This window comes from Vibrio sp. 1580 (assembly GCF_033340055.1).
This window is the reverse complement of the sequence record NZ_JAWOVT010000001.1, coordinates 544058-558522: the sequence shown is the minus strand read 5'-3', so window position 1 is coordinate 558522 and position 14465 is coordinate 544058. Positions and strand designations below refer to the sequence as shown.

The following is a 14465-nucleotide window of genomic DNA, read 5'->3' as shown; positions in this document are numbered from 1 at the left end:
AAAGAGAGTAAACGTCATCGTAGCTCTTCAGTATTGTTCCCAAGTTCTACACTTCCACTTACTAGTTTGTAGAACTGGAAGTAAATGAGGGAGTTAGGATGGCTTTCACAACTCGTTTAATGAAATTAGATTCATTTTGTCGATATATAGTAGAGTTCTGATGTATTGCACAAAAAGACAACAGAAAAATAAAAAGGAATTTCATGAAAAAGAACACCCTAGCACTCACAACGGCTCTCGCACTCGGAAGTGTGTTGTCTGTGGCGTATGCAAATGAAGCGGCGCAATCGTCGGTTGAACAGGTAACCCTGAAAACCATCACGTATCCAACTACACAAAAAGTGGATGTTGTCGATGACTACTTTGGTACAAAAGTGAGTGATCCTTATCGCTGGTTGGAAGACGATCTCAGCCCAGAAACCGCAGAATGGGTTAAGGCACAAAATGCAGTGACGTTTGATTATCTGTCGAAAATCCCTTACCGCGAGCAGATTGAAGAGCGCATCACTAAGCTCATGGACTACGAAAAGCAAAGCCAACCGTTCAAAGAGGGTAAGTTCACTTATTTCTACAAAAATGACGGGCTACAAAACCAAGATGTGCTTTATCGGCAGTTAGGTGATGGCGAAGCAGAAATTTTCCTCGATCCAAATACTTTTAGTGAAGATGGCACCACATCGTTAGCGGGAGTGAGCTTTTCACGTGATGGTTCTTTGGTTGCATACAGCATTTCGGAAGGCGGTAGCGATTGGCGCAAAGTCATTGTGTTAGACACAGAAACCAAAAAGCCCGTCGGCGAAACGCTGGTGGATATTAAGTTCAGCGGCATCAGTTGGCTCGGCAATCAAGGTTTCTATTACTCAAGTTATGACAAGCCAAAAGGGAGTGAACTTTCCGCGAAGACAGACCAACACAAGCTCTACTTTCATAAACTAGGGACGAAACAAAGTGAAGACCAATTAATTTTCGGTGGTGTAAAGGACGAAAAGTATCGCTACGTTGGGGGTTACACGTCGGAAGATGAACGCTACTTGTTTATCTCAGCCAGCGTATCGACGTCGGGCAACAAACTGTTCTTCAAAGACCTGAGTAAGCCAAATAGCTCGCTCAAAACCATTTTAGATAACACCAGTTCTGATACTTGGGTGATAGACAACCAAGGCACGAAACTGTACTTGGTTACGAACCTTAATGCGCCGAACAAACGCGTCGTGACGGTGGATGCAAGTCAGCCGCAGCCCAAAAACTGGAAAGATTTGATTCCTGAAACAAAGAACGTGTTACGTGTTTCTACCGCGGGTGGCAATTTGTTTGCGAGCTATATTGTTGATGCGATCTCGATGGTGAAGCAATACGACATGAACGGCAAACTCATCCGAGAAATCAAATTGCCTGATATTGGCAGCGCATACGGTTTCTCGGGGAAAAAAGAAGAAACCGAAGTCTACTACTCTTTCACCAACTACAAGATGCCAAGCACTACCTATCGTCTGAACATCAAAGATGGTGATAGCGAGGTGTACTACAAATCTAAAGCGCCATTTGACCCTGTTTTGTATGAATCTCGCCAGGTGTTTTACACCTCAAAAGACGGAACAAAAGTGCCGATGATCATCACCTATAAAAAAGGGACACTGATGGACGGCAGTGCACCAACCATCCTATATGGTTATGGCGGTTTCAACATTAGCCTCACGCCATCTTTTAGCCCGACACGTGCGGCTTGGTTAGAGCTTGGTGGTGTTTACGCGGTAGCGAACATTCGTGGTGGTGGGGAATATGGCAAAGAATGGCACAACGCTGGCATTCAAATGCAAAAGCAAAATGTGTTTGATGACTTTATTGCGGCGGCTGAATACCTAATTGATGAAAAGGTAACGTCATCAAACAAGTTAGCCATTAACGGTGGATCGAATGGTGGCTTGTTAGTGGGGGCCGTTATGACGCAACGTCCGGAGCTATTTAAAGTGGCGCTGCCAGCAGTCGGCGTACTGGATATGCTGCGTTACCATACTTTTACCGCAGGTGCTGGTTGGGCGTATGACTACGGTACGGCAGAGCAAAGTAAAGAGATGTTCCAATATCTGAAAGGTTATTCGCCAGTGCACAATGTAAAAGCGGGGGTGGAATATCCAGCAACATTGATTACAACGGGTGATCATGATGACCGTGTTGTTCCTGCTCACTCATACAAATTTGCTGCTGAGTTGCAATCGAAGCAAGCGGGTTCAAATCCGACCTTAATTCGCATCGAAACCAATGCAGGACATGGTGCAGGCACACCAACGCGTAAAATAATTGAGACAAATGCAGATATTTATAGTTTTGCACTGTTCAATATGGGAATAGAGAAACTGCAATAGTGCGAATTGTTTGCGTTTTAGTTATCGAAACGCATCGGCGCTTTATCGCTCGATAATAAAAGGGAATCACAGAGAGTGACTCCCTTTTTATTTATTATAGGCCTACTATTCTAATCTGATGCTAGGCTAATCAAACTAAGGTTTTTTAAATTATTATAATGTTCTAATTAATCTGAAGAGTGTTGTACGATCGAAATGAAACATTGATCGCGATCACCTAAATCCATTGCACTCTCTATTTATATGGTAAAATTAATTAATCATTTGTTCTAATGATAATTGAATTTTCATAAGTTTTAATATTTCCTTCTTCATTGGTATTACCAAATTTCAAGTTATATAAGATATAAGTAGCGGTGATTGAACTTTTACGATGCTTTATTTTATTTTAATTAAAACGTCGAATGTTTCGTCATTATTGAATTTGCTTTGATAATTTATGTTATCCAAAGCGAGTTGTGTTGCTTGCTATTTATGATGACCTCATGACGTGAATAATTTTATAATCATTAAAATGGATACAGTTTTATGAATTTAGTGAAACCGTCTGTTGCCATTATGGTTGCAGCCCTACAACTCGCGTCTTCTGCCTATGCGCAGACAAACAATAACGAAGAACTACAAGATATGTCTGACCCACTTGCGGTATACACCCAAGCTGGCTTTGGTATTACTGATAAAGGCGCGAACATCAAAATCGGTCAAACTTACCAATCTAGCCAGCCTGGTACCATGGCGATGAACATCATTGAAATGAAAGGCATTGGTGGTGAGCTATTTGGCATTCGCGACAATGACGATCCAATATATGCCAACGTTGATGACAGCATTGACTCTTTCCGACTACGTAATTTCCAAGTAGAAGTCGCAAAAGGTCTAGGCCGTCAATTAGATGTAAACTACGACGTTGATAACGATAAATTAGATGCATCTTATAGCTTTATTCAAGGTCTACCTAAGTTTGGTATGTTGCAGCTATTTCCTTTAGCTGGTGCGGGTGTCACTATTGCTAATGATTTTAGTGGTGATGACAAAGGTTATGAAATTCCAGGTACTTTCACTGTTGTGGGTATGTACTCAAAAATTGAATTAACCGATAAAATCTGGATTAACTACAACCCAATGTATATGCATACGTTGTCAGGGTCTAGTCAATATAAAGATACTTATTACGCGGGTGAAGATAATATCTTGACTCATGAGTTTGCGTTGTCTTATCAAATTAATCCTCGCGCAAATATTCGTTACTTTGCAAACTGGAATGAGCACGTTAATTTCTGTGATGGTGATCACCGTATCGAATTTAACTACCAATTCTAACTCCCTCGTTTATTTCCAGAATATAAAGTGTGTTTATCCATATATTTAAATATTTAGGCTAGGGCACTTTCTAAATAAAGTAGGTTTATCATGAAAGCCAAATATAAATTTGCGTTGGTATCTATTGCTATATCTTCTGCATTACTATCAGGATGCAAAACTGGCGATATCGCAACGAAAACAGCCCAAGCACCCTCTGTTGAAACCGTTACCCTAACCGAAACAAAAATCACTCCTTATCATACTTTTATCGGTCGAACTGAAGCGGTAAATGACGTTGATATTATGCCGCGAGTCGGTGGCGAATTAACCGCGATTCATTTTAAAGATGGCGATATGGTCGAAAAAGGCCAATTGTTGTTTGAAATCGACGACCGTTCTTACAAAGCGGCACTGGCGTATGCAAAAGCGTCGTTGCAAAAAGCAAAAGCACAACTCGTTCAAACTACGCGTGATGCAGAACGTGTGAAGAAACTCATCAAAGATAAAAGCATCAGTGAGCAGCAATACGATGACGCCATTGCAGCGCACGCCGCAGCGATTGCTTCGGTAGAAGAGGCGAAAGCGACGCTGGTTTCAGCAAGGCTCGATCTTGAATTTAGCTCTGTGCGCGCTCCTTTCTCTGGCCGCGTGGGTTTCAGCAACTTCCGAGTGGGTGACCGTATTTCGAAAATTCAAATCGTTCCTCTTGTTTCGATCACTCAAGTAGACCCAATTCGCTTTGGCTTTGATGTGGATGAGAAGCTCTACCGCCGAGTAAGAAGTGCCATTGATGTGGCTCATCGTAACGATGACAAACTGGATGTTGATTTAACACTGACGCTTTCAGACGGCTCATTGTATCCACTTGATGGCAAGATCTACGCCGTTGGCAACAAGATCGATTTAGAAACAGGCTCAATTCGAGCAGAAGCACAATTCGATAACCCAACTTACGCGCTTATGCCGGGTGAATATGGCAACTTGACCATCAAGCTGCGCAACAAAACCATTGATGGTTTGCTTATCCCATCGGCGGCTGTTCAACAAGACCAAGCGGGTGACTACGTCATGGTGGTTGGTGATGATCACGTGGTGTCTCGTCGTAACGTTGAACTCGGTCAGACCTACGGTGTGAAACGTGCTGTGCTGACTGGTTTGGCGGCTAACGAAAAAGTCATCGTCAATGGTCTACAAAAAGTGCGTCCGGGTGCAACGGTGAAAGACGTTGAGCTACAGAGTGAACAAGGCTGAGTGAGTACTGATGTTAAGTAAATTTTTCATTCACCGGCCGAAGTTTGCTTTGGTGATCTCACTGGCTATGACATTGATGGGCATGATCGCCCTGAAAGTCTTGCCAATTTCTGAGTATCCTCAAATCTCTCCAACGGTAATTACGGTGAGCACCATGTATCCGGGGGCAAACGCGGACGTGGTTAAAAAGACCGTAGCACAACCGATAGAAGCCAAAGTCAACGGCGTTGAAGACATGATTTACATGTCTTCTGTGATTGGTAACGATGGCTCATACACATTGCGTATTTACTTCCGAGTGGGCGCAGATGGCGATATGGCGCAGGTTCGTGTGAACAACTTGGTGGCACAGGCGACGTCGTCTCTACCACAAGAAGTAAACCAAATCGGTGTGACGGTTAAGAAGAAATCTTCCGACATGCTGGGCGTTATCACACTGCGTTCTCCGAAACAGTCTCACGACAGTATCTACCTTTCTAACTACGCGGATCTCAATATTGTCGAGCGTCTAAAACGTATCGAAGGTATGAGTGACATTACGCTGCTGGGTAAGAAAGACTACTCAATGCGTATTTGGTTGAACCCAAATAAACTGGCTACCTTGAAGCTTTCTGCTAGCGATGTTATTGGCGCAATTAAAACGCAAAACATCCAAGTGGCGGCGGGTAAGATCGGTGGTATGCCAGCTCCGGGTGACCAGCAATATCAATATGTTTTGCAAACCAAAGGCCGCCTTACTTCTGCGGAAGAGTTCGAGAACATCATCATCCGCGCGAGCAAGAAAGGTTCTTTGATTCGCTTGAAAGATGTGGCTCGTGTCGAAGTTGGCGCACAAGGTTACGAAGCTGATGGTCGTATGAATAACGAACCAGCCGCCGTTCTGGCCTTGTACCAGTTGCCGACCGCGAACGCGCTAGACGTGATGGAACGCGTGAAAGAGGCCATGAAAGAGTACGAGAAATCGTTCCCAGATGATTTGGTCTATGACATCGCGTATGACTCTACCGAATACGTAGAGACATCGATTGATGAAGTGTATGAGACGCTGGTGATTGCGGTACTTCTTGTCACCTTCGTTGTGTACGTTTTCTTGCAGAACTGGCGAGCGACCATTATTCCAACCTTAGCGATTCCGGTTTCCATCATTGCGACTTTCGCAATCATGGGCGTGATGGGCATGACCATTAACACGATCTCGTTGTTTGGCTTGATCCTCGCCATCGGTATCGTGGTGGACGATGCGATCATCGTGGTAGAGAACGTGGAGCGGGTTATTCATGAAGAGCATTTAGACCCGATTCCGGCCACTATCCAAGCTATGAAAGAAGTGACGGGGCCAGTATTGGCAACAACGCTTATTTTGTTGGCGGTATTCGTACCGGTTGCGCTATTGCCGGGTATTTCTGGTCGAATGTTCAACCAGTTCGCGGTCACCATCTGTGTATCGGTGCTGATCTCTGCGATCAACGCATTGACGTTAACGCCAGCGCTTTGTGCGTTGATGTTGAAATCTACTCACTCGCAACCTATTGCGCCTTTGCGTGCGTTTAACCGAGGTTTTGAAGCAATAACGCGCAAATACCAAGGTTTAGTTGGCTTCTTGAGCCGTCGTATTGTGCTGAGTATCGGTGTTTATGGCGCGCTTATTGCGGTGCTGGCATTTGCGTTCATGACCGTACCTTCTTCTTTCGTACCGAACGAAGATAAAGGCGTGTTCATGGTCGAAATGCGTTTGCCAGACGCAGCAGCATTGCAGCGTACTGCACCATTAATGAAGAAGTACGTTGATGAGCTAAAACAGATGGAAGGTGTGGAGAACGTGGTTTCGGTTGCGGGCTTCTCGGTAATTAACATGGCGTCGATTCCAAACTCGGGCATGTTGATCATCAAACTGGATAACTGGAGCAAACGTAAAGACCCTGAGCTACACCAACGCGCATTGATGAATAAAGTTAACCAAATGCTGAACTCAACGCCAGATGCCGCTTCGTTCGTTTTCGCGACACCGGCAATCAAAGGTATGGGTGCGGTGGATGGTTTCAACCTTGTGCTGCAGGACAACTTGGGCCGTTCTCCACAAGAGTTGGCAAAAACAACCGCTGATTTTGTTGCCCAAATCAACCAACTGCCTGAAGTGGCACGTGCGTTCTCGATTTTCCGTGCGAATATTCCGCAACGTTACATCGATATTGATCGCGATAAAGCGATTTCGATGGGCGTACCGTTGAATGAAATCTTCAGCACACTGCAAGCACAGTTGGGCGGGGCCTACATTTCTGACTTCAACTTGTTTGGTCGTTCGTACCAAGTGAAAGTGCAAGCAGAAGAGCAATACCGTGACAATATCGACGACATCAACCATCTGTTTGTTCGCTCAAGCTCTGGAAAAATGGTGTCACTGGCAACGCTAGTGAAAGTGAAGCCGATCTTCGGCCCAGATACCTTGTCGAACTACAACATGTTCAGTTCTGCAACCGTGAACGGTGCGCCAGCGCCAGGTTACAGCTCGGGTGATGTTGTAAAAGCCATTGAAAAACTGGCTGCGGAATCTTTGCCAAGTGGTTACTCATACGAGTGGTCAGGCATGACTTACCAAGAGATGAAAGCAGGCAACATGGCGCCGATCGCGTTCGCATTGTCTTTGCTGTTCACATACTTGTTCTTGGTGGCTCAGTACGAAAGTTGGACCATTCCTGCAGCGGTAATGATGGCGGTTCCAGTCGCGATTCTCGGCGCAATGGGCACGCTACTGCTGGTGGGACAACCGTTCGACTTGTACGTGCAGATTGGTGTGGTCATCTTGATCGGTATGTCCGCCAAAGTGGCGATTCTTATCGTGGAATTTGCCAAAGTTCTGCGAGAAGAAAAGGGCTTATCCATCATTGATGCTGCCAAAGAAGCTGCTCGAATCCGTTTCCGTGCAGTACAGATGACCGCATTTGCCTTCATCTGGGGGGTATTCCCGTTGGTGATTGCATCGGGTGCCGGTGCGGCATCTCGTCACTCACTGGGCTTTGCAGTATTCGGCGGCATGATTCTCTCTACGTTTGTAGGCACGTTACTGACGCCAGTGTTCTTCGTGATGATGCAATCTCTGCGCGAGAAGTTTAAGCGAAAGAAACCCACTGAACTTGAGGTGAGCGAGCAATAACGCTGATTTCAACTGACTGACTCCACAACACCCCCACGCTGTGTGCGATTGGCCAATGCCTTTCATTGATATACAACCACCGTCGCAGCGTGGGTTCCCCTAACAATAATAGGTTTTAGCATGAAAAATCTTTCAAAAATCGTCGTAGCGAGCTCTCTACTGACGTGTGCTGCTGCGCAAGCGGGTGGGTTATACCTTTATGAAACTACAGCATCGGATATTGGTTTGGCATCCGCTGGTATGGCGGCTCGTGCGCAAGATGCCTCAGTAATGGCAGCAAACCCGGCTGGTCTGGCGAATGTTTCTGGTAAATCTTTCTCTGGTAACCTGATTGGCCTTTACGGTGACGCGCAACTAGACACGATGACTAGCGATGCGGGCAACGTGATTGGTTTTGTTCCTATGGCGTCGGCATTTTACAGCCAACAAGTGAACGACAAATGGACGCTGGGTATTGGTCTGTATGGCAACTACGGCCTTGGCCTCGAGTACGAAGGTCTTTTGAATAATCATTTAGATATTCCTACAGCAACGACACAAGCGTTGACCATTCAACCTTCCGCTTCTTACCGCATCAATGATCACTGGTCTGTGGGTGCGGCGCTTGGCATTCAGTACGGTATGTATGAAGTGGAAACGAAGGGAGCCCTGAACTTCAATGACGAAGACCAAGATACTCAGGTCAACGGTCGAGTAGGTGTGCTTTATGAGGCAACACCAGGCACTCGTCTTGGCCTGTCTTACTCTTCTGAAACCGAATTTGAATTCGACAAGAGTAACTCCATTGCTCCACAACAACTGATCTTCAGTGCTTACCATGAAGTGAATGATGACCTAGCGGTGATGTGGAACGTGAACTGGCAAGACTGGAGCGAATACACAACCACGCTGGGCGTAGAGACACAAGACACTTACCAAATCGCATTGGGTACTCAGTACAAACTGAATGAAAAAATGATGTGGAATGCAGGTTTTGCATTCGATACCAGCATGTATGAAAGCCAATCAAACGGTGACATTACCGTTCCTACTGGCAAGGCGTACCGCATTGGTACAGGCATTGATTACAAATTGGATTCAGAAAACTCAATTGGTTTCGCGTTTGAAGCGATCTTGATGGAATCGTCAGAAACGCCACGCTTCCAAGCGGGCTTTGATGAGCCTGCACTGTACTTCATGAGCATGAGCTACAACTGGAAAAACTAATCATTCCTAATCGCTAAACGCCTTCCTTACAGGCCATTCTACCCTAACTACCTGCACTGGATGCTGTCACGCCATCTAAGGTAGTTAGGGCGCTTTTGTCACATCCAGTGAGTGATGATTCAAAAAATATCTGCGCAGCTAAGTGCGGGTATTCAACATCTCAAAGGACTAAAAAATGAAAAATAAACTAGCGTTAGTGTGTATAACTTTGTTGGTTAGTACGCTGGCTCATGGTGCCGAGCATCGAGTAAAAGACAATAAAAACAAGTTGGCGGATGACCCAACAAAAGTCATCACGAAATTTGGCGCGTCTTACGCAAACAACTACGATTTTGATGATCAAAACATCTCATTCTCGGGCTCACTTGCGCTTGACCAAGCGCGCAAAATTAACCTGCGTATCAATGATGATGCGAGCGAGTGGCGTATTGGTGGCTCGTGGTTGTTTCCGGTCGGTATCGTGAACTTCAACTTCGGTAAAAATGAATACGTAAACGGCGCGGATCAAACCAACTACAGCGTTGGTACCTTTATGCCGCTAAGCTATTTCGGGATTGAGCCAGCAGGCTTCCAAATTTTCCCAATGGCAGGCTATACGTACAACACTGGTGATGTTCCTGTTTGTGACGGTGCAGAAAGTAGCCACTGTAGCGAGCCTAACTTTACGGGCACTCCAAGTGCAGAGAATGGCTTCAATATGATGAGCTCTTCAGGCAGCAGCGGTTACGTTGGTGCATTTGCGCTGAAATCGTTTACCAAAGAACTGACGTTAATCAGCTTCGCAGCAGGCACTTACGGCTCAGAAAACAGTGAAGGAGAGAACTACAAAGGCTTCTTTGGTGGTATCGGCCTTGGTTACCTCGTGAGCAAACGCCACTCGTTTAACGTAATGACGTTTGTCATGGACAACAACACCTATTTGGATGAAGCAGACAAGCGCATCGTATTATCATATCAATATCAATTCGAATAAATAAAAACGCAGCTCAAATAGCTGCGTTTTTACTTTGATAGAATGAACTAGTGAATTGAGTTGTTTTCTTCGATCTTTTTCTGGTATTGGTGTTTTAATATATACATGCGCTTAACATCGCTGTAAGCGCCGTTAATAAAGTATTCTTCTACAAGGTGACCTTCTTCGATAAAGCCGCATTTTTTGTATAAGTGAATAGCGACTTCGTTATCCACTGCGACTAATAAGTAGATTTTACGTAGATTAAGAATTGAGAATGAGTAATCTAACGCACGATTAATCATCTCTGTCGCATAACCTCGGCCTTGATGCTCTGGGGCGATGATTATCTGAAATTCCGCGCTGCGGTGAATGTAGTTAATCTCGATCAGCTCAACTAAGCCAATTACGATGCCGTCTTCATCTTCGACGACAAAACGCCTTTCAGCGTCATCATGTATATGTTTTCGATAAAGTTCTTCGAGCTCGTCATAAGACTCGTAAGGTTCTTCGAACCAGTAGGCCATGATATTTCGGTTGTTATTCAGTTCATGAATAAAGCGCAAATCAGAACGCTCTAATGCACGCATTTTTAGGCCTTTCTTCATCATTTTTCTCCAATGAGGGCGGAGAATACCTCCGCACTTGATGCTAGAAAATATTACCGTATTTCACAAGAATAGCGCATCTTTTTTTGGAAAATATCCTGTGATTTTCAATGTGGAAACTTAGAGTTCACGACAAATATAAATTAATCTTTACGATAAAAAACTCGATTAGGTGCTTTGCCTAATATCGTATTAAATACCGCGCAACGACTTAGTGTCTTAATCTAAACAAACAAGGTATTCAATATGTTTTCAATCGGTGACGTAGTAGTAGCGACTAAAGGTATCGATCTTGGCGAAATGGTTGTTACAGGTTTAAGCAGTGGCGGTTTTTACACACATGTAAAAGCAGGCGAAAAAACACTAACTTACCCAGCTAAAGATCTTAAGAAAGCATAATTAAATTTGCTCATTCTTATTTTTAACTCGCTTAAAGTTCGTATTAGTTATTTTAAGCGGGTTAGAATCGATAAAAGGTAGCACAATGAGTCGCTACCTTTTTTTATTTTTTCTACCTTTCTTCACCAATATGAAACTCAACGCGATTTCTTCTGGTTTCTTTTGCCTTGTAAAGTGCTAAGTCGGCGCGTTTAACGAGTGGTTCAAATGAGTCGTCGAGACGACAGACTTGAGTTACCCCAATACTCGCGGTGAAGCTCATATCACAACCTGAATGTTGAACGGTCGTCGTTTCTAGTGCATTACGAATCGTTTCTAATGTGTCTAGAGCTTGCTGTGATGAGCGACTTCTTAATACGATGGCAAACTCTTCACCACCAACTCTGGCAAGTAAGTCACAATCAAGTAGATGACTTTTAATAGTATTAACTGCATGGATCAGTGATTTATCGCCTGCGTCATGACCAAATCGGTCATTGAGGCTTTTAAAATTGTCGAGATCTAAAATAGCAACATGGAAGTCAATGCCCTGGGTTCGGTATTCATTTAGGCGGCTTTCGATTTGTCGTATGAACTCTCTGCGGTTTGGAATACCTGTTAGATCATCCGTCGTGGCGAGGTGCTCCATTTTCATTATCTGTATATGAAGGGCAATGTTTAAAGCAATCCAATTAGCGATGCACTGAAGCTGTGCCGCTTGTTCGTTTGTGTAAATGTGCGTTTGATGATGCGCAACATTAAGCGTTCCTAGGCAGACTTTACCGTGCATTAAAGGCGCGTCCATACACGTACCCATACCATTGGATGCGAGCATCACACAATCAATCTCATCAGATTGTGTAACATCATCGCAGATCATCAGTTGTTGCTTTTTGAACACTCGGCCAACAAACGCTTGATGAATGGGCACTAAAAATTCAGCGGGAATAGCTTTACTACCAGAGAAAGAGTAGACCTTTAGATGATCATTGTTTTCATAAAGTGTGATACTCGCACGGTCAGAATTAAATATACGATTTATCCATTCTGCCACCGTATCAAGTACTTGCTGTAGTGTTTCCGATTGAGCTAAAAAGTGAACAAACCCTATCGGCATACATATCGGACTTTCCATGTTTTGCATCGATAAGTCATCAGGGTTAAAAGTTCTTTCAAGTCTCAATAGACATCTCCTTGGCAATGTTGCAAATACCAACAATAAATTACGTGAAGCTATTTTGTAGAAAATGTGCTTCTTGGTAAGAGTATGGTTTAATTATCGCCATTTGTGTGTGTTTGGTTGCTCAATGTGGGCGTTAACTCACCCTAAATAAGTAAATCTTATACCTATTTATAAGTAAGTCATTACTCAATAAGTGGTGTTTTAAGATGGAAGTACAGAATGAGCCCTTCTGGAAGAGAAGGGCTAGAAAAGGATACAAATGGGGTCAGGTGAGTAGAGACTTAATTGTCTTTGTACTTTTGTAAAATCAACTGACTTATCTGCGCAACGAGCTGGTCCCTAGCTTGAAGTGAGAGCTCGGTTTCTGTGACATAAATACTAATGTAAACAGGTCGATGATTTTCCTTCCATATAATCGCGTTAATGCCACGCGAACCATGCCCTCCCGCACCAGATCGGTCTGCAATAGACCAACCTGTTGGTAATACAGAACGCATTAACGAGTCTGAAACTTTGTTGTCCTGCATCCAGATTTTTAATTGTACACGAGACTCATAAGACAACGTTTCGCCTTCGACCAAGGTTCGTAGAGTGTTTAGTATGGCGTTAGGTGTGGTTGTGTCGCGGCTATCGCCTGGTGTGGCTTCGTTCAAGCGAGGTTCTATTCTGTCTAGGCGCGTTGCTTTATCTCCAATTGTTCGCAGAAACATTGTTACGGCCTTAGGGCCGCCAATTTCATTTAATACTAAGTTGGCTGCGGTATTATCACTCATTAACATAGCGGCTTCACACGCGTGCTCTATGCGTGTGTTTTGGCCTGCGAGCTTATCCATCACTGGAGACCATACAACGATACTGTGCTCATCGACTTTTGCGGTCGCATTTTTACTTAGCTTACCGCTGTCCATATCACTTAGCATTTTGGCACAAGCTAGGGTTTTGAATGTGCTCATGAGTGGGAAGCGTTCATCGCCACGGTAATCCCAACGCTCGTCTGCTTGGGTATCCCAAACTGACACCCCAATTCTGCTTGAGGTTTGTTGCTCGAGGAGAGAGATGTCCTCATTCAGTTGGGACGCGTAACTTAGGGTTGAGCAAACCATTAGCCCAGCCAACAAAAATAACTTTTTCATGGATCGTGTTCTTCAATTTTAGTTTTAGTTCGCACTATAGCGATGTCACGTAAACTATAACGAGCCAATACTCTAAGCACTGTTAAATCTATGTCTATTTTATGTAGGATTCTTCGCAATACGCTTAAACGGTCTCAATATGAGGAGAAGAGTGTTGCTATCAAGGCCTGTAGTTTGGCTTATATATTACGTCGGTGATTCGGTCACAAAAATATCTTAGCGTGAGACACTGGCTCAGAATTTCTTATCATGAGCTAACGAATAGTTTGATCCAGAAATAAAAGGAGCTGAATCATCAGCTCCTTTGTCTAGTTGGATAATTACTTACAGTTCAATCTTTTTAACCATGCCCGATTCTGCATGGCCTGGAATGTTGCACGCGAACTCAACCTTGTTGTCACCGTGGAAGTGCCACAGTAATTGCTTCGCTTTACCTGGTTCTACCGTAACTGCGTTGCCTGAGTCATGCATGTGATCACCGCTCATTGTCTTCATCATTTCGCGATGTTCTAGCTGCTCTTTAGCCGAACCAATCGTAAACTCGTGGTTGATCTTACCGGTGTTCATGACCACAAATTGCACCACATCGTTTGGCTCAATTTTAACGTCTTTTTTGAACTTAATAGTCATGTCATCACCCAAGATAACGTGTACCACCTTGTCTGGCTTTGCCCCTTTTGCTGGCATACCAACAGTCGACATGCCCGGCATATCCATCATGTTTGAATGGTCCATTTTACTGTGGTCCATCTTCATGCTGCCGTGGTCCATGTTTTCATGCTTCATGTTGCCATGGTCCATGCTCGCGTGGTCCATGTTTGAATGATCCATTTGGGCAAACGCAGTCGTTGTTGTTAGGGCTAGAGTAAGAGTGATTAGTGTCTTTTTCATTTTTATATCCTTGTTTTAATTCATTAATAACTTGGTTGCTTCCCCTC

General features: G+C 44.1%; 11 protein-coding genes. 7 read left to right on the top strand and 4 right to left on the bottom strand.

All coding sequences use genetic code 11. From position 1 onward, the window contains the following. Positions 1-203 precede the first annotated feature (203 nt). From R7093_RS02500 to R7093_RS02475, 6 genes are all read left to right on the top strand, one after another. Complete coding sequence (locus R7093_RS02500; protein ID WP_318146491.1) at positions 204-2363, top strand: prolyl oligopeptidase family serine peptidase; 2160 nt, start codon at positions 204-206, stop codon at positions 2361-2363. Between the two features lie 528 nt (positions 2364-2891). Continuing rightward, complete coding sequence (locus R7093_RS02495; RefSeq protein ID WP_047101690.1) at positions 2892-3683, top strand: hypothetical protein; 792 nt, start codon at positions 2892-2894, stop codon at positions 3681-3683. 90 nt (positions 3684-3773) lie between these two features. Further along, on the top strand, positions 3774-4916 hold the full coding sequence (gene vmeP / locus R7093_RS02490) for an efflux RND transporter periplasmic adaptor subunit VmeP (RefSeq protein WP_047101688.1): 1143 nt from the start codon (positions 3774-3776) through the stop codon (positions 4914-4916). A 10-nt stretch (positions 4917-4926) separates the two neighbouring features. Next, the gene (gene vmeQ, locus R7093_RS02485) at positions 4927-8067 is read left to right on the top strand and encodes an efflux RND transporter permease subunit VmeQ (protein ID WP_053350523.1); all 3141 of its coding nucleotides are present in this window, start codon (positions 4927-4929) and stop codon (positions 8065-8067) included. Between the two features lie 120 nt (positions 8068-8187). After that, positions 8188-9273 (top strand): OmpP1/FadL family transporter, encoded by a 1086-nt coding sequence (locus R7093_RS02480; protein WP_213879478.1) that lies wholly within the window; start codon positions 8188-8190, stop codon positions 9271-9273. A gap of 175 nt (positions 9274-9448) precedes the next feature. Continuing rightward, positions 9449-10246 (top strand): hypothetical protein, encoded by a 798-nt coding sequence (locus tag R7093_RS02475; RefSeq protein ID WP_213970908.1) that lies wholly within the window; start codon positions 9449-9451, stop codon positions 10244-10246. Positions 10247-10293: 47 nt separating this feature from the next. Here R7093_RS02475 and speG read toward each other — a convergent pair whose 3' ends face one another. Continuing rightward, entirely contained in the window at positions 10294-10833 is a 540-nt protein-coding gene (speG, locus tag R7093_RS02470; RefSeq protein ID WP_005375417.1) for a spermidine N1-acetyltransferase, read from the bottom strand. Between the two features lie 246 nt (positions 10834-11079). On the opposite strand from speG, the gene R7093_RS02465 reads away from it, so the two are divergent. Next, positions 11080-11232 carry a hypothetical protein gene (locus R7093_RS02465; RefSeq protein WP_005375418.1) on the top strand — a complete coding sequence of 51 codons (153 nt, stop codon included), beginning with the start codon at positions 11080-11082 and terminating at the stop codon, positions 11230-11232. A 112-nt stretch (positions 11233-11344) separates the two neighbouring features. Here the strand turns inward: R7093_RS02465 and R7093_RS02460 are convergent, their stop codons facing one another. The 3 genes from R7093_RS02460 to copI all read right to left on the bottom strand — a co-directional run bounded on the left by R7093_RS02460 (position 11345) and on the right by copI (position 14418). Further along, the gene (locus tag R7093_RS02460) at positions 11345-12394 is read right to left on the bottom strand and encodes a sensor domain-containing diguanylate cyclase (protein ID WP_318146490.1); all 1050 of its coding nucleotides are present in this window, start codon (positions 12392-12394) and stop codon (positions 11345-11347) included. 281 nt (positions 12395-12675) lie between these two features. Next, a complete protein-coding gene (gene blaCARB, locus R7093_RS02455) occupies positions 12676-13527 on the bottom strand; it encodes a CARB family carbenicillin-hydrolyzing class A beta-lactamase (RefSeq protein WP_213970910.1) in 852 nt (283 codons plus the stop codon). 324 nt (positions 13528-13851) lie between these two features. Further along, positions 13852-14418: a copper-resistant cuproprotein CopI gene (gene copI, locus R7093_RS02450; RefSeq protein WP_047101679.1), complete on the bottom strand. Its 567-nt coding sequence runs from the start codon at positions 14416-14418 to the stop codon at positions 13852-13854. Between the last annotated feature and the right edge of the window lie 47 nt (positions 14419-14465).